Raw genomic sequence first — 16,382 nt, forward strand, 5'->3', positions numbered from 1 at the left:
TGCGGTTGTGCCGTTTTTAGCACAGGCCTGATCGAATATCCCAGCTTTTTGTCAGCCGCCGCGCGAGGAGCTGGCCCAGCCGAATTGGCAACAGTGTGGCCTACTGGGCTTCTGCCTTTTGCATCAATGTACGCTGGCGCCATTCCATAAAGGTTTTGAGCAACAATGTGAGCAGCGCCATCAGTGCAAGCAGGGCGGCTGCGGTGAATGCAGCAGCGGTCTTGTAGTCGTTGTTGAGCTGATCGACCAGCAAGGGCAAGGTCAGCGTGTGGTTGATAATGGTGCCTGATACCACCGACACCGCCCCAAACTCACCGACTGCACGGGCGTTGGTCACTACCACGCCGTAGAGCAATGCCCATTTGATTTTGGGCAGGGTGATGTTGCGGAATATCTGCCAACCATTCGCACCCAGGCAAAGCGCCGCGGTTTCTTCATCCTGCCCCTGGGTCTGCATGACGGGAATCAGGATGCGGGCCACATAGGGCGCGGTGACGAATACGGTGACCATGACTATGCCGGGCCAGGCGAACATGATCTGGATATCGTTATCGTAGAACCATTGACCCAGCGTGCTTTCGATGCCGTAGACCACCAGGTAGCACAGGCCTGCCACAACAGGGGATACCGCATAAGGAATATCGACAAAGGTGGTCAGCACCTTGCGGCCACGGAAGTCATAGTGGGTAATGCACCAGGCCAGCAGTACACCGAACACCAGGTTGATCGGCACGGTCATGGCGGCAACCATTAGCGTCAAGCCGATGGCATGCAGCATGTAGTCTTCGTTCAGGTTGCCCCATAATAGCGTCAGTCCACCCGAGAGTGCCTTGCTGAAGATCAGCAGCAACGGCACCAGCAGGATCAGGATGACAAGGCCCAAGCCAAGCGCGATCAGCAGCCATTGATGCCAGTGTTGAGGTTTTTTCATTTGCCTTGCCGTTGCCATTTGAAAAGATGGCCCTGTAGTACTTGCAAGCTAAACAGCAGTGTCAGAGATGCCAGCAGGATCACCGAGGCGATTGCCGCGGCAGCCGGGTAGTTGAACTCCTGCAAGCGGATGAAAATCATCAGCGAGGACACCTCGGTCTTGAACGGGATATTGCCCGCCAGCATGATCACCGCACCAAACTCACCGAGGCTGCGGATAAACGACTGCGAAGCGCCGGTCAACAAGGCAGGCAGTAAAGTCGGGAGTATGACGTGGAAGAAGGTTTGTACGCGATTGGCGCCCAAGGTCCTGGCGGCTTCTTCGTATTCGTGCCCCATGTCTTGCATTACCGGCTGTACGGTGCGCACAACAAAGGGCAGGCTGGTAAATACCATGGCGATCATGATGCCGGGGTAGGCATAGGCCAGCTTGATGCCCATGGGCTCAAGCCATGCGCCCAGCCAGCCACTGGGAGCCAGTAACGTCGCCAGGGTCAAGCCGGCGACTGAGGTCGGCAAGGCAAAAGGCAGGTCGATAAATGCATCGATCAGGCGCCGGCCCGGGAATTCATAACGGGTGATGATCCACGCCAGCAACATGCCGATCAGCACCGTGGCAATGGTGGCGTAAAAGGCCCCGCTCAAGGTCACCTTGTAACTCTGCACCACACGTGGGTCGCTGATCGCGTGCCAATACTGAGCCCAGCCCATGTCGCCGACATACACCAGTAACGCCGACAGCGGGAACAGGATGACCAGGGAAATATAAAAGGTGCTGAAGCCAAAGCTCAGGCCAAAACCTGGCAGCAATGGTTTTTGCAGAAAAAAACGAGCAGAGGTGGTTTGCACACTCAAATTCCTGAACGAACAGGCCACAGCTCAAGGCTGTGGCCTATTGTATGACTCAAAGCAAAGAACTATCAGCGGCCTTCAGCCAGCAACTGATCCAGTACGCCGTTGGAAGCAAAGTGCTTCGCGGTGATCTCATCCCAAGTGCCCAGCACTTCATTCGGGTTGATCAGTCGCACTTGCGGGAACTGGCTAGCCGTTGCAGCGACCACTTCCGGGTTATGCACGCGGTAGTTGAAGGTGGTCAGCAGTTGCTGGATTTCTTTGGTGTACTGGAACTCAAGAAAGGCTTTGGAAACTTCGCGGGTGCCTTTGGAGTCGACGACCTTATCAACCAGCGCGACCGGAAACTCAGCCAGAACGCTCACTGGCGGGACCACGATTTCATACTCGCCGGATTTGAACTCATCACTCTTGGCGATGTTGATCACTTCAGATTCAAAGGTCAGCAGCACGTCACCCTGGCCATTCTGGGCAAAGGCTACAGTCGCCGCACGGCCGCCGGTGGGGAAGTTCTGCACGTTATGCAGGATCTTTGCGACGAAGCTCTTGATCTTGGCTTCATCGCCGTCAAACTTCTCATTGGCAAACAGCCAGGCGCCCAGATAGCTGTAGCGGGCATTGCCCGAGGTTTTCGGGTTAGGAAAAACCAGCTTCACATCATCACGGGCCAGGTCATCCCAGTTCTTGATGTTTTTCGGATTGCCTTTGCGCACCAGGAAGGCTGTGGTGCTGTAATACGGCGAGCTGTTGTTGGGGAACTGCTTGGCCCAGTCTTTGCGCACCAGGCCACGCTTGGCGAGAATGTCGATATCGGTGACTTGGTTGAAGGTGACGATATCAACCTTTTTACCTTGGATAATGTCTTGCGCCTGGCGCGAAGTGCCGGCGAACGATTGGTCGATCTTCAGGTCCTTGCCGGTTTCAGCCTTCCACTTGGCAACAAACTTGGGGTTGATCGCGGCAAAGACTTCACGAGCGATATCGTACGAAGCATTGAGGATCGGCTTGTCTTCAGCCAAGGCAGGCAGGCTACTGAACAGACCCGTGGAGATAATACTGGCGACAAGCAGTTTCTTTAGCATGATCAAAACATTCCCCATGTTTGCGGCAGGCATATAGTTCGATTATTCGAACCTAGGCCAAATTATTGGGGCTGATACTGCCTAAGTTTTTTATTCTTAAAAAGTAATTTTTAGCGCTATGTATAGATCGAAATTGAATTTGCTACCTTGATCTCCGCTCCTCGTGGATTTACAGCGAATCACCCAGTGGCTAGTGTATGCGCACATTTCAGGGCGGCAGGGTCTCTTTTATATTTCGCATTCGAATATAAGTGTGACTAAAGAGTATTTTTAAGAATATAGCGGGCGGCGCTATCATCCGCGCACCCACGCATCGCCTTTATCAGCCGTTTTCCTAAAACCTTGGCTGTGGGGTCACCAGAATTAACCGCCCGCGCCAGAAGGCTGAGGACGCAACGCATGTCGATTGAAATCACTAACGTCAGCAAGAACTTCAATGCGTTCAAGGCGCTGAACCAGATCAATCTCAATATCCAGAGCGGCGAACTGGTCGCTCTGCTCGGGCCGTCCGGGTGCGGCAAGACTACCTTGCTGCGCATTATTGCCGGCCTCGAAACTCCTGATACCGGCAGCATTCAGTTCCACGGCGAAGATGTTTCCGAGCACGATGTGCGTGATCGCAATGTCGGCTTTGTGTTCCAGCACTACGCATTGTTTCGCCATATGACGGTTTTCGATAACGTCGCCTTTGGTTTACGCATGAAGCCCAAGCGCGAGCGTCCCAGTGAGACTGTCATTGCGCAAAAGGTGCACGAACTGCTTGGCCTGGTGCAACTCGACTGGCTTGCCGACCGTTATCCGGAACAGCTTTCCGGTGGCCAGCGTCAACGTATTGCGCTGGCTCGTGCACTCGCTGTTGAGCCCAGGGTCTTGCTGCTTGACGAGCCGTTCGGGGCGCTGGATGCCAAGGTTCGCAAGGAGCTGCGCCGCTGGTTGGCGCGCCTGCATGAAGATGTACACCTGACATCAGTGTTTGTTACCCATGACCAGGAAGAAGCCATGGAAGTGGCCGACCGGATCGTGGTGATGAATAAAGGTGTGATCGAGCAGATTGGTTCACCAGCAGAGGTTTATGAAAACCCGGCCAGTGACTTTGTCTATCACTTCCTGGGTGATGCCAACCGCCTTTATATCGGCCAGGATCACCACGTATTGTTCCGCCCGCATGAGGTTCACTTGTCGCGCCATGCCGAAGAAGGCCACCAGGCCGGTGAAGTACGCGATATCCGGCCATTGGGGGCAATTACCCGCGTGACCCTGAAGGTAGAAGGTCAGGCTGACCTGATTGAAGCCGAAGTCGCCAAGGATCACATGAGCCTTGATGATCTTGTGCGCGGTGAAACACTCTACTTCAAGCCCAAGGGCGGCCAGGCGCTGTCCAATCCCTGAGCTGCACGGGCCTTGTCACTGATGGCGAGGCCTGTGCGAACAGACCCAGTGAAGCCTGCGCCATCGGGCTCTTTTGCTCGATAGCGCAGGTTGTCCGGAGCATCTGCACGGATGTCACGCCTGCAGCAATGCATCCAGTTCGCCCTTGCGGTCAAGACTTGCCAGATCATCAAAGCCGCCGACATGCAGGTCGCCAATAAATATCTGCGGCACGCTTCGGCGCTTGGATTTATGCAGCATCTCCGCGAGTCTCTGGGGCGAGGCCGCAACGTCGATTTCCGTAGTGCTGGCCCCCTTGCGTGCCAACAAGCTTTTGGCGCGTACGCAGTAAGGGCAATGCTGGGTCGTATAAATGGTTACCTGGCTCATGTTCTGGCTCCTTAGCGTGCCGATGGTGGGAAGTCCACATCAGGGTCGGCAATGTTGTTCAGGTAATTGCTTAGGGTGAGCAGTGTCACGTGTGCAACTACTTCGACGATCTTTCTGTCGGTCAGGCCTGCCTCATGGGCCGCCGCTATTTGAGCGTCGGTCAGTTGGCCGCGACTTTGCGCAATTTGTCGCACCAGTGCAGCTAGCGCATTCAACTCACCCGATCGTGCACTGCCGATATCACTTTCGCTCAAACCGGCTTTTTTACCGAAGAAGCTGTGGGCGGTGACGCAATAATTGCACTCGTTAACTTCAGAAGTCGCGAGGGCTACGACTTCCCGTTCGGCAGTGCTCAATGAGCTTTTGCCCAAGGCCTGGTTCAGGGCCAGGTAAGCATTCAATGCCGCAGGGGCATGGGCCAGTGTCTTGATCGAGTTGGGTATAAAGCCAAAGGTTTTTTGCACGGCTTCAAGAGCGGCATGCGAACCAGCAGGGGCTTGGTCAGGTGTTAAAGCAGCGATGCGGGGCATGGTGATTCTCCAATAAGTTGAGTCCTGCTTGTTGAACAAGCGTTGAGTGAATATTAGGTCTCGGGACTTTTCTTTTGGGTTCAGATCGTCGATGTTATGCAACAGATCGTCTAAATAGGTGTTGTTCAATGGACCGCTTATCAACCCTGCTAAAACACTTCAACCTGCATGCGGCCACCTATCATCAGGGTGGTTTTTGCGGTGTGGCGGATGTCGCCGAGGGCGACTATGGCCATGTGCATCTGCTGCGCTCCGGCCGCCTGAGTTTCAGGGATGGGCACAATCAAGCTATCGAATTGACTGAGCCGAGCCTGGTGTTGTTGATTCGCCCACTGCAGCATCAGTTAGTGGCAACAGAGGCCGATGAGGCCGAGTTGGTGTGCGCGACCTTGAGCTTCGATGGCGGGGCCAATAATCCGCTGACCATGGCGTTGCCGCCTTACATCATCAAACCACTTCGAGAGCTGCCGGACTTGCACGGCATCCTTGAGTGGCTGTTTGAAGAGGCATTCGGCGATGAATGTGGTCGCGACGTGGTGCTCAATCGGCTGTTTGAGCTGATGATGATCCAGCTGCTCCGTCATCTTATTGCCAGCCGCAGCATTGCCTCCGGGATGATGGCCGGGTTGGCTAATCCGCGCCTGTCGCGGGCGCTCACGAGTATCCATAACGAGCCCCAGCGCAATTGGACCGTGGCTGACCTGGCGGGTATTGCATCCATGTCGCGGGCCAGCTTTGCTGCGCACTTTCGCCAGACGGTGGGCGTTACCCCGGCGGATTACCTGGCCAACTGGCGAGTCAGCCTGGCGCAAAAACGCTTACGCGAAGGGCGGCCCATCGCGCTAATTGCCGATGAGGTTGGCTATGAAAGTCCATCGGCTCTTGCACGCACCTTCCGTCGCAAGGTCGGCGTCAGCCCCAGTGAATGGATACAGCGCACAGCCTGACCAACATGAGTCTGGCTTGCTAAATCGGCACTGATCGATCACGACAAAGGCGCCTTTGGGCGCCTTTTCATTTGGCGGTGCTTCCCCGGGGCCATCCATTGGATTGGCCGGGGTTGGTTATGCCGCGCCGCGATTGCGGGCGTAATCCAGGAAGCCATCGATATCCTCGGAGCATAGGCGCTCGACCACGCTGGCGATTTCCTCTTTGGGCCAGTCCCACCAGCCGGTCGCAAGCAGTGCCTCGCGGGTCGGTTCATCAAAGCGCCAGCCGATTACCCGCGCAGGATTACCCGCCACGATCGAGTAGGGCGCAACATCCCGGTTGACCAGTGATTCAGCCGCCACCACAGCGCCGTGCCCGACCGTGACGCCCGACAGGATCGTGCTGTTGGTGCACAGCCAGACATCGTTACCGATGATCACGTCGCCTCGTGATCCGCCGTAACCCTTGATGTGACTGGCCTCTTTCAACTTGGCCGGGAACGGGTAGGTGGAAATCCAGTTGGTGCGATGATCACCTCCAAGCACGATCAAAACCCCGTTGGCGATCGAGCAGTAAGCACCAATTCGGAGGGTCGTGCCTTCGCGGAAATCCTTGACCTCAGGCATGCCGTAGCTGCCAGTGCCGTACTCGTAGCGTGGATAGCGGCGCTTGAAATGCGCCTGGCCCCGCTCGAACTCGGGCACACGCTCAAGCACGCGCTTGAGTCGTTTTCGCTTGGCGTTTGGGCTCGCAACGCCGATATACAGCAACACCACTATCAGCGCACTTGCCGACAGCACCAACGACACCCACTCCATTTTTCTCTCCCCGTCGCCTATCTGGACACTCGAAGCCAACAGTGCCCCTAGTGGCTTTGGATTATCAGGCACTTCCCTGGTGCGGTAAATCTTGCATCGTTGTAAGTGGTGGGCGGTCGATACCTTTATTCACTGCGCCCCTGTTCCAGTCTTTGCCTGGATAATGCAAATGCCTTCGAGTTGATGGTTTCAGATTGGTCCTACGACCCTGTAAGAAAAGGCGGCTCCCGGCCTGGGTTGTGATCCTGCAATATGCGCGGTTTTCCATACCAATGAGGCCCGCATGCGCGATCTTCGCATTGCCGCTAGAGCACTGAGTCTCGCCCTGATTTTGCCGCTGTCTTATGCAAAGGCAGACACCAGCGCCGATATCCGCTCAACCGCACTCGATGTGGAGCGTTACCTGTTGCTCTACAGCAACGGTGGCGATGAGCGATTCTGGACGCAGATGAACGAAGCCCAGAATCAGCTCGGCGAGCAGATCAAGACAGAGAAGGGCGCCGCCACACTGGAGGGTATTCTCTCGACCTATCAAGGTTATGCCGATGACGTTCGAGCCGCGTATTGGCAAAATAATCAGGACTTGAGCACCTCGCTGGCTCAGGCGTTCAACGTCTTCAAGTTGCTGGACTCATTCCTGCCCGCCGATACAAGCAGCCAGGCACCAAGCCTTGCGGATAACCTGCGCAGCTTCGCCGTACTCAGCATTCGCCAGGACACGCCGCTTGCAGAAACCGGCGATCAGCAAACCATTGACCAGCTTGCCAAGCGCATCAGCGCACAGATTGACGCGTTATCAAACAAGAACCCCAAGGCCTACCAACAAGTACCAATGCGCTGGAAATACCTGCAAATCGCCCACCGCAACGGAAAACCCCTGATCTACCCGTTCAATGCGCAAATTGAATATATGCTGGCGCAGCTTGAGGCAGGTTCAGCCGAGATCCCTTAATCTGCGCATTAACAGGATCGATAAAGACAGCAACGCCCGGTTTGTGGGCCGGGCGCTGCGCTTACTGTGTAGCTGTGTTGGTGCGAGTTGCTATCATGTTTCGGGCAGGGCGCTGTCCAGGTAGCGCCCTGCCAGTTTGCAGGTCCGTTCAATCAGAAAGTCCGTCAGTTCCAGCGCCGTTGGCGAACCTGCGCGGGTATGCACCCAACCCAGGTAGGTCATGCCGCGTAGCGTGAGAAACGGCGTCAGCATGGCGAGGTCCTGCCTGGTGAGTGCGCGGACTGATTGATATCCCGCCAGCAGGGACGCCTGCATCTGGTCATAGCGTGGGTCATCCAGGCAAAAAAACAGGGCGGTCGCCAACTCGAACATATGCCAGCCAAAGCCTGCGTCGTCAAAGTCAATCAATCGCAACTTGGCTTTATCTAGCAGCAGGTTTTCAGGGACCAGATCAGCATGGATCATGCCGAAATTGGACAGGTTTCTGCCGTAGCGTCGCAGGTCTATGCGAGCCCTGCGACGAGCCGCCAGAAGCAACTGGCGTTGGTCGGTCGTTAGTGCATCCAGCTCCCAGAATCGGCCCCAGAAAGGTTGGTGACCGATCAGGCCTTCCTCATCCCAAGCGTGGCGGACGAATTCATCGGGTTGCTCCCAGCGTTCCCCATGGGTATGGATCCGGGCCGCCAGTGCGCCTGCCGCATGGAAGACATCCGGGGTGGAGTCATCGGCGTTGACCCCGTGTTCACTGGTGCCGAGCGTCTTGCCGGCAAGCCAGGCCAGCATGTCGATATGACGTGGTTCGCCGATGGATTCGCTGTACACGCTGACCAGTTGTTGCCGGTCTCGGGTGGGAATCACTTCGGGTCCTTGCAGCCCCCCTGCTGCCAGGGCTTCCATCCACTGCAGTTCCGAACGCAATGCGGCCTCTGTGTGGTAGTTGTGCCGGTGTACCCGCAAGGCGACACGTTGACCGTCATCCCGGCGGGCGGAGAAGACGGCGTTTTCGCGATATTTCACCAAGGTGAGTTCGCTGAAGCTGCCCTCCCATTGATGAAGGGCCGTATTGGCCAGTTCGTGTAGGCAGGATACTTGCTGGTCATTATCAAGGGCGTAGAAATGGCTCATGGGCGCCTCACAGTCCGTTCAATACGTCATCGAGAGTGTCGACAAACAGGTCGGCGTTGGCTTGTGTGAACACCAAGGGTGGACGCAGTTTGAGGATGTTGTCTCCAGCCCCGATCTTGCTGATCAATACGCCACGATCACGCATGCTGTTAACGATGCGTCTGGCCTCGATGCCGGCAGGTTCTTTACGGGTGCGCTCGCGTACCAGTTCCAGTGCATAGAAAAGCCCTTTGCCACGCACGTCGCCAATAATCTCGTGTTTGTCTTTGAGCTGCGCCAGGCGCTGCTGCAGGTGAGCTCCAACGGTTCTGGCATTAGCCAGCAGGTTTTCATTTTCGATGACATCAAGCACTGCCATGCCCACAGCCGCTGATACGGGAGAGCCGCCGAAGGTGTTGAAGTACATGGCGTTGCGCCCGAATGCCTCGACCCTTTCGCGTGAGCAGACCAGGCCGGCGAGTGGGTGGCCGTTGCCCATTGGCTTGCCCAGGGTGACGATATCCGGCACTGCATTGTGTGCCTGGTGTCCCCACAGGTGTTCACCGGTACGGGCAAACCCGGCTTGTACTTCGTCGGCAATAAATACCCCGCCAGCCTCACGAATCAGAGCGACCGCCTTGTCGACAAAACCAACTGGCAAGCGTGGCAGGCCTTCGTTGGCGAACAGGGTGTCAATCAGCAGTGCTGCTGGCTGTATGCCGTCGGCTTTGAGCGAGGCAATTGCGTCTGCCACCCTGGCCGCGTACTGCTCGGCCATTTGCTCGGGACTCATGCCTTCTGGTGCGTGGTAGAGGTTGGGGATGGGGACGGCTCGGGCATGCCTGGCGAATGGCTCAGGGGACGGCAATGCGGTGGTTACCTCGGCCAGCGAGGCGGTGTTGCCATGGTAGTTATAGTCACTGACGATCACTCCGCTGCCCCCTGTGGTGAAGCGGGCAATACGCAGTGCCAGTTCATTGGCTTCGCTACCGGTGCAGGTGAACATCAAGGTATTCAGTGGTTCTGCAAAGGTCGCGGACAGGCGTTCGGCATATTCGACAATGCCTTCATCCAGGTAGCGCGTGTGGATATTCAGGGTTGCAGCTTGCTTGCTCAGTGCTGCAACGAAATGGGGTTGGAATTGTCCGACTGACGGCACGTTGTTGTAGACGTCTAAATAGCGGCGGCCATCGGCGTCGTAAAGCCAGACCCCTTCACCCCGAACCAGGTGCAATGGGGTTTCATAAAACAGCGGAGACTGGTTGCCCATCACCTGAAAGCGGCGTTGCAGCAGGGTTGAGGTTTGCATGATTAGGCATCTCCGAGGGTCGAGGGCTGCTGCAGACGTAGCTTCTGAACAGCGAAGCTGACAGTGAACAGCGCGAGGGTGAAAGCGATGGCCAGCAATATTGTCCATTCCAGCTGAAAGCAGGCCGCAATAACCACCAGGGTCAGCACTAGGCCCAGGCAAGCTACCCAACTGCCGCCAATAAATCGGAAAGGGCGCGGCAAGTCTGGATTGCTGCGCCGGATCTTCAGGTACGCGGCAAACAGGAACAGGTAGCAAAGGTTAAGCAGCAGGACCACCGCGACCAGAATCGTCTCAGGCGCGACTGTGGTCATGGGCAGGCCGATAACCGCCGTGAGGATCAAGGCGTTGCGTGGGGTGCCACGCGCGTTGGTCTGGGCAAGCAATGCTGGTAAATGTCCGTCCCGGGCCATGGCAAACAGCTGTCTTGAGCCAGCGTAGGTCAGGGAGAAAAAGGTGGCGATCAACCCGAACAAGGCGCCAAGGCCAACCACTGTTGCCAGCCAATTGTCTTGGCCGTAGGCATTGGGGCTGGTCATTGCCGCATACAGTGGGTCGTTAGCCGAACCGACCAGATCAACCCCACCGGCGCCCGGGGCACAGATCAGTACTGTCAATGCCGTCAGCAGCAGAACACCAACTGCCGCGAGTATTCCGCGTGGCATGTTACGCCCGGGGTTTTGTGCTTCTTCGGCCGCAGAACCTGTTTGCTCGACGGTGATAAACAGCCAGATCGCAAAGGGAATGCAGGCGAATATGCCGTGCAGGCTCAACTCTGTGCCGGATATCTGGTTGGAGAGTTGGTCGAAGTGGACAAATGGCAACATTGCCGCGCCAAAGACCAGCAACGCCACAACCGCAATGGCTCCAGCCAGCAGTGTGAGGCCCAAGGCTTCCCCCACGCCGCGAATGTGTATGGCGATGATGATGGAGAACAGGCATAGCTTGACTGGCCATCCCCCGACGCCCAGCACCGACTCTGTATAGGCTGAAACGAAGGTGGCTGCAGCGCCTGTACCTATGATCAGGGCCAGGGCGGTGGCGATGCCGATCAAGTAGCCAACGAATGGACCAAATGCACTTTGTGCATAGGAGAATACACCGCCCGCATTTGGCAACGCGGTTGACAGTTCCGCTACGCACAATGCCAACCCGCTACAGAGGGCGGCCATCAACAATGTTGCCGCCAGCATGTTGATCCATCCACCTGCGGCCAGCCCGAAGTTCCACCCGGAGAACTGACCGGCAATAACCAGTGCAACTCCCAGTCCCGCAATTTTTGGCCAGCCCAAAGCACTTTTATTCAGCACAGTCTTTCCCCTTATCAGTCGCGATGACCAGATTGTTATTAGTGAGATAACAGACTCAAAACCAGTCTGTAGTCCGGTTATGGGCGAGTCAATCCTGCCTGAGCTAAACCTGTGCGGTTATCGCTCAGTGTTGGGGGGTGTTATGAAGGGAGGTAAAGCTCTAGGTAGGCGATGGCGGCTCGCTCGCCTTCGGGGGCCATTTGCTCGATGATTTCCCCATGCTGCTGGACCGAAAGGCAATACAGGACATCTGCAATTTCGATTGCAAAGTAGAGTGTCTCTGCAGTCAGGCTTGAGGTTTCGATATGGGCCAGCTTGTGCAAATGCCCGAGTATGACTTGAGCCGCTTGTAAATCGTTGGCTCGGTCGCTGCGTTTGATTGCGGGTGGGGACTTGGGGCCATGGATCAGCTGGCGCGCAGCCGGGTCGCTGACAAGAAGTGCCGTGCCCCGGCGCAGGCAGAGCACAAAGATGTCACGCCAATCATCCAGGTCTTCTTCAATGGGGGCTGCAACTGCCGCGAACAGCTCCTGGCCAATTACGCCGACTACATCCATATACAGTTCTGCGATGTTCGCATAGCTATGGTAGGCAGAGCCTTTGGAGGCACCCGCTTCTGCAGCCACATCCGCCAGGGTGATCTGGTCAAGTTCAAAGCTGGCAAGCAAGCGACGGGTAGCTGCGATTAATTGTTGCCGTCGTAGTCGACCGCGGGCTTGAGTATTGGCTTTTTTTACAATTCTCGACATGAACCCTCCAGAGTCAACTCAGAGAGTCGGACCGCTGTGAAATGAATAGCGCTCAAGGTTACCCGAACGCAGCTGCAGTGTGGTGGTGTAAGTCAACGAATGCATGACCGCTCTGGTCTGCTTCTGGGCATTTTCAAACATTCGGAGCCAGACTGCACACTTTCTGAGGCATACCTTCGCCAGCCACTTCATCCATAACGGCGGCAACATCCTGCCCCTGCGGGATGCAGTCAACCCAGGCCCTTTATTTGTATCCAGTAAGTGATTTGCGTATTCCATTGAAGAAATACACAGATGAGTTTGTCTGCTTGCTGGGATATCTGTCAGAGGATGGACAGGAATCTCTAGCTGTTTCTGTGCAGTTGCAGGAGACGCGGGGCCCTTGGCTGGGGTTTCCTCACAGTGGTGGGATAAATGGTTCACCTCGTAGCCATATGAGGGGTTTCGTACCCAACATGATGGCCAATCATTTCGCACACTGTACGCCTTTGATCCTAGGCGTTCTGCGATCTTGCTGATCGGTGGAGACAAAACTGGCGATGGTCGCTGGGATGTAGAGGCGTACTGATAGGCACATTTCTATGCTTCGAAGCCACATCGAGGCGATGGTTGGGCTGCTAGAGGTAGTGGCACGCTTCCCTGATGGATCTGTGAGGATTACCAACTTCTCTGATATGGAAACCTTGAACTTTTCGTCAAGAGGCACCTAATGTAGTGGTCTAATGAAACCGGACACCCATTTAGGCGAGAATACTCGTCAGAACGAGGTGTCATATGACCAAGCAACGCCGTACCTTTTCCCCTGAATTCAAACGCGAGGCTGCTGATCTCGTGCTCAAGCAAAACTACAGCTTCATCGAGGCCAGTCGCTCACTGGGTATTGGTGAGACAGCTCTGCGTCGTTGGGTCGATCAGCTCCAGCAAGAGCGAACAGGCGTGACGCCTAAAAGTAAGGCGCTGACTCCAGAGCAGCAAAAAATCCAAGAGCTGGAAGCTCGGATTGCTCGGCTCGAGCGAGAGAAATCGATATTAAAAAAGGCTACCGCGCTCTTGATGTCGGAAGATCTCGAGCGTTCGCGCTGATCCATCAGCTAAGCGCCCATGAACCTGTTGATTGTTTGTGCGAGGTGTTCGAAATCACCCGCTCGACTTACTACGCCCATCGCCTCAGGCGACGTTCTCCGGGTGTTGAGAGAATTCGATTACGCAGTCGAGTCAACGAACTGTTCACCCAGAGTCGAAGCGCTGCTGGCAGCCGCAGTACCGTGTCGATGATGCAGGAAGATGGTGAGCAAATCGGGCGCTTCAAGGTGCGTGGCTTGATGCGGGAGTTGGGGTTGATCAGCAAGCAGCCGGGCTCGCATGCCTACAAAAAAGCAACGATTGAGCGACCTGACATTCCAAATACGCTGAATCGTGAGTTCAACGTTCCCGAGCCAAACAAAGTTTGGTGCGGTGACATCACCTACATCTGGGCGCAAGGGAAATGGCACTACTTGGCCGTGGTTATGGATCTCTATGCTCGCCGGATAGTGGGTTGGGCGTTGTCAGGAAACCCGGATGCTGACTTGGTCACCAGGGCGCTGGATATGGCCTATGAGCAACGCGGGAAGCCTCAAGGGCTGCTGTTTCATTCGGATCAGGGGTCGCAATATGGAAGTCGCCACTTCAGACAGCGCCTGTGGCGGTACCGCATCAGCCAGAGCATGAGTCGCCGGGGCAATTGCTACGATAACTCGCCGATGGAGCGTGTATTTCGAAGCTTGAAACCGAGTGGATACCTTCAGTGGGTTGTATGTCGGTTCAGCAGGCGCAACGGGACATCAGCTATTACTTGATGCATCGCTACAACTGGATACGGCCTCATTTATTCAATGGCGGGCTAGCGCCCGCTCAGGCTGAGCAGAAACTTAACGTCGTGTCTGGGATTAGTTGACCACTACATAAAGACTTGAGGTCGGGTATGCATGTGGGGCAAGTGTTGTTAGCGTCTAAGGCTCTGCGGATCAATCAGGTAGTGTGTTTATTATAAGGTCAATCGGCAGAATATGAGCCTGGCTTTTCTATGTGTATGGTAAGTTAAAGGTTCTAAATGAGTTTGAGAGAAGTTATGGCTTTTAATTATAAGTATTTAAGTTGTCCGTCGGAGAGAAATGAAAACTTGAGGGGGATGCTATTTGATGTGATGCGAACGATATAAATTTGGTACCGACCTCTGGAGGCGATCTGATATCTTCTTGGTTACTGCTCTCAATGGGTGTTGCAGGCTTTCGTTAACATGGTCTCGGGTTGCTATATGTATTAGGTCTTTGATTGGTTTTGAAGATTATTTGGTTTGATGGGGTAGGCATTACTGCCGAAGCAATGGCATGTTACTGCCTTTTTCATCGATATGGCTATATTGGCGTTGGTATGTTTTGAATTGATGTTGCAACGGTTTAAATTGGCCGTATTAAAAGCTGAAAACTAGAATCTCTCCTGTTTGGTGATTTGGTAAAGTTAAGGTTGGAACTATTTTACAACTAAGTGTCTATGATTTTTACACTTGAATGTTTCTAGCTTGCAGGACGCATTGAGGTGGTGGATCGTTCGTTGAGCGTATCCACCACTTTTAAAGTATGTATTGTTAAATCTGCTTAGTTTTGTGCATCTAACTGATCTGCCAAGTGTAATGCAATTGCTTTGGACAGGAGAGGAGGCACTGCTTCACCAATCATGTCCATCCCCACACCGATTCTGGTACCGTTTGGTATTTCATCCATCGATGTAACGAATCGAAAATCATCGTCAAAAGATTGTAACCTCGCAGCCTCGCGCATTGTAATTCCTCGCTGTTCTGATGGGTGCGAGAAACGGCCAGATCCTAGAAAATTAGCATTTGCTGTAATCGTTAAAGCGGGTGCGTTCCATGCTAATCTTGAATATGCACTCCAATAGTAACGTTTAAAAAAAACAGGATTAATTATTTTCATTTCTATAAGTTGTTGCATGGCTTCTTCGCTCGTTATATTTAGAGACAAAGAGTGATTTTTTATAATTTCCTGATATTTCTTCTGCATTCTTTCGCTTTCTGCGTCCCAGGTTTGGCCCGGTTGCATTTCTTTTATAGTGTCTAACACTGATTGTTTATAATGGCGTGTTATATGATTGTGTGGGAATGTAGACTGAGATCGCATTAGCTGAGTGTAATCGTTTTTCCTGCCGCGATAGATGTTTATAGACTTACCGCCTAAACTGTCTATGCCATTTGTTGAGGGAGGGGGCAGGTCGGCTATTGCTTGTTCAACAGTAACCCAAGGTTTAAGCCCCTGAGCTATTAATATTTCGTTTTGAGGGGACGTGTGAGTTTTTGTGGGTAGTGAGGCAGGGCCTATAGAACTTGCAATGAACACTGCACGCTCGCGTAGCTGAGGGACACCATAATCAGCGCAGTTTAAAATTGCAACTTCTACATTGTATCCTAGGTCGCGCTCAAGTATATTTATAACTGTTTCTGAAAGTTTACCAAGTCGGCCATCAAATCCATGATTTAGCATTTGAGGCACGTTTTCAATAACGAGAAACTTTGGTTTTAGAGCTTCTGCTACCTCCAGATAACGTAAAACCAAATCGTTTCTTGGGTCGTGGGCTAGTTGGCTATAGCCACTGAATTTTACTATTTTCCCTTTGTTTAATTGCTCACTACGCCTTAGTTGAGAAAAACCTTGGCATGGCGGGCCACCGATCATGCAGTCTAATTCACCCGCTGCAATCCCTCGGTCTTTCAGAGAATTATGAATGTCATCGATGTCTAGAAGGCGGATATCTTTGTTTATAGTTAGAGGGGGCGTATCATCCAGCCGATGATTGAATTCGAAAGTTCGCAGAGCTTCACTTTTTACATCGTTCCCGAAGACGACATTAAAGCGTCCAGATTTCGTGAAGCCGCGAGACGTCCCACCGCAACCGCTAAAAAACTCTGCGATGGAATACTTTTTTTTACTCATGCTGCCTCGCCCTTCACCTTTCAAATCGCTCAGTATCGCATTCTTAGCGGTTAGGCGAAACTGAATGTCGAT

General features: G+C 54.1%; 15 protein-coding genes and 1 pseudogene. 5 read left to right on the plus strand and 11 right to left on the minus strand.

Annotated features, from left to right (window positions below; all coding sequences use genetic code 11):
• Positions 1–100: 100 nt before the first annotated feature.
• The 3 genes from cysW to cysP form a co-directional block, all read right to left on the minus strand.
• The gene (gene cysW, locus PSES9_RS0112555; RefSeq protein WP_010487417.1) at positions 101–931 is read right to left on the minus strand and encodes a sulfate ABC transporter permease subunit CysW; all 831 of its coding nucleotides are present in this window, start codon (positions 929–931) and stop codon (positions 101–103) included.
• Positions 928–1,779: a sulfate ABC transporter permease subunit CysT gene (gene cysT / locus PSES9_RS0112560; RefSeq protein WP_010487419.1), complete on the minus strand. Its 852-nt coding sequence runs from the start codon at positions 1,777–1,779 to the stop codon at positions 928–930. Before cysT ends, cysW begins: the two co-directional genes overlap by 4 nt.
• Positions 1,780–1,850: 71 nt before the next feature.
• A complete protein-coding gene (gene cysP, locus PSES9_RS0112565; protein WP_029529534.1) occupies positions 1,851–2,864 on the minus strand; it encodes a thiosulfate ABC transporter substrate-binding protein CysP in 1,014 nt (337 codons plus the stop codon).
• A gap of 399 nt (positions 2,865–3,263) precedes the next feature.
• Between cysP and PSES9_RS0112570 the strand changes: the two genes are divergently transcribed.
• Positions 3,264–4,253, plus strand: a complete 990-nt coding sequence (locus PSES9_RS0112570) for a sulfate/molybdate ABC transporter ATP-binding protein (RefSeq protein ID WP_010487424.1) — start codon at positions 3,264–3,266, stop codon at positions 4,251–4,253.
• A gap of 114 nt (positions 4,254–4,367) precedes the next feature.
• On the opposite strand, the gene grxC is transcribed toward PSES9_RS0112570, so the two are convergent.
• Together grxC and PSES9_RS0112580 are read right to left on the minus strand one after the other, a co-directional pair.
• The gene (gene grxC, locus PSES9_RS0112575; protein WP_010487425.1) at positions 4,368–4,622 is read right to left on the minus strand and encodes a glutaredoxin 3; all 255 of its coding nucleotides are present in this window, start codon (positions 4,620–4,622) and stop codon (positions 4,368–4,370) included.
• An 11-nt stretch (positions 4,623–4,633) separates the two neighbouring features.
• Complete coding sequence (locus PSES9_RS0112580; RefSeq protein WP_010487427.1) at positions 4,634–5,152, minus strand: carboxymuconolactone decarboxylase family protein; 519 nt, start codon at positions 5,150–5,152, stop codon at positions 4,634–4,636.
• A gap of 128 nt (positions 5,153–5,280) precedes the next feature.
• Here PSES9_RS0112580 and PSES9_RS0112585 point away from each other — a divergent pair, with 128 nt between their 5' ends.
• Entirely contained in the window at positions 5,281–6,099 is an 819-nt protein-coding gene (locus PSES9_RS0112585) for an AraC family transcriptional regulator (RefSeq protein WP_010487429.1), read from the plus strand.
• A 117-nt stretch (positions 6,100–6,216) separates the two neighbouring features.
• Here the strand turns inward: PSES9_RS0112585 and PSES9_RS0112590 are convergent, their stop codons facing one another.
• A complete protein-coding gene (locus PSES9_RS0112590; protein ID WP_010487430.1) occupies positions 6,217–6,900 on the minus strand; it encodes a CatB-related O-acetyltransferase in 684 nt (227 codons plus the stop codon).
• 283 nt (positions 6,901–7,183) lie between these two features.
• On the opposite strand from PSES9_RS0112590, the gene PSES9_RS0112595 reads away from it, so the two are divergent.
• Positions 7,184–7,852: a hypothetical protein gene (locus PSES9_RS0112595; RefSeq protein WP_010487431.1), complete on the plus strand. Its 669-nt coding sequence runs from the start codon at positions 7,184–7,186 to the stop codon at positions 7,850–7,852.
• Between the two features lie 93 nt (positions 7,853–7,945).
• Here the strand turns inward: PSES9_RS0112595 and PSES9_RS0112600 are convergent, their stop codons facing one another.
• From PSES9_RS0112600 to PSES9_RS0112615, 4 genes are all read right to left on the minus strand, one after another.
• Positions 7,946–8,977: a phosphotransferase enzyme family protein gene (locus PSES9_RS0112600; RefSeq protein ID WP_010487432.1), complete on the minus strand. Its 1,032-nt coding sequence runs from the start codon at positions 8,975–8,977 to the stop codon at positions 7,946–7,948.
• Positions 8,978–8,984: 7 nt separating this feature from the next.
• Complete coding sequence (locus PSES9_RS0112605; RefSeq protein WP_010487433.1) at positions 8,985–10,265, minus strand: aspartate aminotransferase family protein; 1,281 nt, start codon at positions 10,263–10,265, stop codon at positions 8,985–8,987.
• A 2-nt stretch (positions 10,266–10,267) separates the two neighbouring features.
• Positions 10,268–11,575, minus strand: coding sequence for an amino acid permease (locus tag PSES9_RS0112610; RefSeq protein WP_010487434.1), 1,308 nt, complete (start codon positions 11,573–11,575; stop codon positions 10,268–10,270).
• Positions 11,576–11,715: 140 nt separating this feature from the next.
• Positions 11,716–12,324, minus strand: a complete 609-nt coding sequence (locus PSES9_RS0112615; protein ID WP_010487437.1) for a TetR/AcrR family transcriptional regulator — start codon at positions 12,322–12,324, stop codon at positions 11,716–11,718.
• A 478-nt stretch (positions 12,325–12,802) separates the two neighbouring features.
• On the opposite strand from PSES9_RS0112615, the gene PSES9_RS25710 reads away from it, so the two are divergent.
• Both PSES9_RS25710 and PSES9_RS24580 read left to right on the plus strand, forming a co-directional pair.
• Positions 12,803–12,892 (plus strand): hypothetical protein, encoded by a 90-nt coding sequence (locus tag PSES9_RS25710; protein WP_238530392.1) that lies wholly within the window; start codon positions 12,803–12,805, stop codon positions 12,890–12,892.
• Between the two features lie 206 nt (positions 12,893–13,098).
• A pseudogene (locus PSES9_RS24580) lies at positions 13,099–14,260 on the plus strand (IS3 family transposase).
• A gap of 700 nt (positions 14,261–14,960) precedes the next feature.
• On the opposite strand, the gene PSES9_RS0112635 reads toward PSES9_RS24580, so the two are convergent.
• On the minus strand, positions 14,961–16,310 hold the full coding sequence (locus PSES9_RS0112635; RefSeq protein ID WP_010487441.1) for a DNA cytosine methyltransferase: 1,350 nt from the start codon (positions 16,308–16,310) through the stop codon (positions 14,961–14,963).
• Positions 16,311–16,382 lie beyond the last annotated feature (72 nt).

Source organism: Pseudomonas sp. S9 (assembly GCF_000222125.1).
Lineage (GTDB): Bacteria > Pseudomonadota > Gammaproteobacteria > Pseudomonadales > Pseudomonadaceae > Aquipseudomonas > Aquipseudomonas segetis.

Excerpts from the sequence above, each read along its gene's own strand:
- PSES9_RS0112590 (WP_010487430.1), bottom strand. The coding sequence starts at position 6,900 with ATGGAGTGGGTGTCGTTGGTGCTGTCGGCAAGTGCGCTGATAGTGGTG.
- PSES9_RS0112580 (WP_010487427.1), bottom strand. The coding sequence starts at position 5,152 with ATGCCCCGCATCGCTGCTTTAACACCTGACCAAGCCCCTGCTGGTTCG.
- PSES9_RS0112570 (WP_010487424.1), top strand. The coding sequence starts at position 3,264 with ATGTCGATTGAAATCACTAACGTCAGCAAGAACTTCAATGCGTTCAAG.
- PSES9_RS0112595 (WP_010487431.1), top strand. The coding sequence starts at position 7,184 with ATGCGCGATCTTCGCATTGCCGCTAGAGCACTGAGTCTCGCCCTGATT.
- grxC (WP_010487425.1), bottom strand. The coding sequence starts at position 4,622 with ATGAGCCAGGTAACCATTTATACGACCCAGCATTGCCCTTACTGCGTA.
- cysW (WP_010487417.1), bottom strand. The coding sequence starts at position 931 with ATGAAAAAACCTCAACACTGGCATCAATGGCTGCTGATCGCGCTTGGC.
- PSES9_RS0112585 (WP_010487429.1), top strand. The coding sequence starts at position 5,281 with ATGGACCGCTTATCAACCCTGCTAAAACACTTCAACCTGCATGCGGCC.
- PSES9_RS0112600 (WP_010487432.1), bottom strand. The coding sequence starts at position 8,977 with ATGAGCCATTTCTACGCCCTTGATAATGACCAGCAAGTATCCTGCCTA.
- cysP (WP_029529534.1), bottom strand. The coding sequence starts at position 2,864 with ATGCTAAAGAAACTGCTTGTCGCCAGTATTATCTCCACGGGTCTGTTC.
- PSES9_RS0112605 (WP_010487433.1), bottom strand. The coding sequence starts at position 10,265 with ATGCAAACCTCAACCCTGCTGCAACGCCGCTTTCAGGTGATGGGCAAC.
- PSES9_RS0112635 (WP_010487441.1), bottom strand. The coding sequence starts at position 16,310 with ATGAGTAAAAAAAAGTATTCCATCGCAGAGTTTTTTAGCGGTTGCGGT.
- PSES9_RS0112615 (WP_010487437.1), bottom strand. The coding sequence starts at position 12,324 with ATGTCGAGAATTGTAAAAAAAGCCAATACTCAAGCCCGCGGTCGACTA.